General features: G+C 65.8%; 1 protein-coding gene and 1 pseudogene. One reads left to right on the top strand and one right to left on the bottom strand.

Annotated elements, in window-relative coordinates; all coding sequences use genetic code 11:
- Positions 1-234: pseudogene (locus EOA60_RS34930) on the bottom strand (helix-turn-helix domain-containing protein); the annotation flags it as partial.
- A 134-nt stretch (positions 235-368) separates the two neighbouring features.
- Between EOA60_RS34930 and EOA60_RS34925 the strand changes: the two are divergent.
- Positions 369-932: DUF899 family protein (locus EOA60_RS34925; protein WP_164899864.1), on the top strand; the 564-nt coding region annotated here is incomplete at its 3' end.

Raw genomic sequence — 932 nt, 5'->3', positions numbered from 1 at the left:
GATCTCGGCCTCGGCGCCGACGCAGCGGGCGCGCGCCACCGCCTCTTTCGGGCTGAAGGCGCGGGCGGCGCTCTTCAGCAGCGCCTTGGCCTTGGCGAAGTCGCCGAGCTGCGCCATCGCGATGCCGCGCAGCGCCAGCGCGGGGGCGTCGTCGCGCAACGCGACGCGCTTCAGGGCGCCCAGCGGATCACCGGTCGCGAGCGCGCGGCCGGCGGCATTGATCATCGAGTCCATGCAATGCCCGCCCCGATGCCCCCTTCCGGGTCTGCCGGATCAAATCGCGTCACACTTGTAACTCTCACCATCGCGCCATCCGGCTCTAAGTTTCCCTTGTCACCCCAACCAAACGCAAGAACGGGACAAGAGCAATGACCCAACACATGAAGACACCACCGGTCGTTTCGCCGGAAGCCTGGGAAGGCGCGTATGAAGAAATGCTGGTGAAGGAAAAGGCGCTCACCCGCGCCCGCGACGCGCTGGCTGCGGAACGCCGCCGCATGCCGTGGATGCCTGTCGAGAAGGACTATGTGTTCGAAGGCCCAAACGGCAAGGCAAGCCTGCTCGACCTCTTCGAAGGCCGCCGGCAACTGGTCATCTACCGCGCCTTCTTCGAGCCCGGCGTCTATGGCTGGCCGGAGCACGCCTGCCGGGGCTGCTCGCTCGGCGCCGACATGGTCGGCAACCTCGCCCATCTCAACGCCCGCGACACTACGCTTGCCTATGCGTCCCGGGCGCCGCAGGCCGACATTCAGCGGCTGAAGCAGCGGATGGACTGGAAGATGCCCTGGTACACCATCACCGACAGCTGGGACAAGGATTTCGGCGTCGACGAATGGCACGGCCACAACGTCTTCATCCATGACGGCAACCGCATCTTCCGCACCTATTTCGTCAACAATCGCGGCGACGAGGCGTTCGGCACAGTGTGGAGC

This window comes from Mesorhizobium sp. M1A.F.Ca.IN.020.06.1.1, from assembly GCF_004023265.1.
In the GTDB taxonomy this organism is placed as follows: domain Bacteria; phylum Pseudomonadota; class Alphaproteobacteria; order Rhizobiales; family Rhizobiaceae; genus Mesorhizobium.
This window is presented reverse-complemented; position numbering and strand designations above follow the sequence as displayed.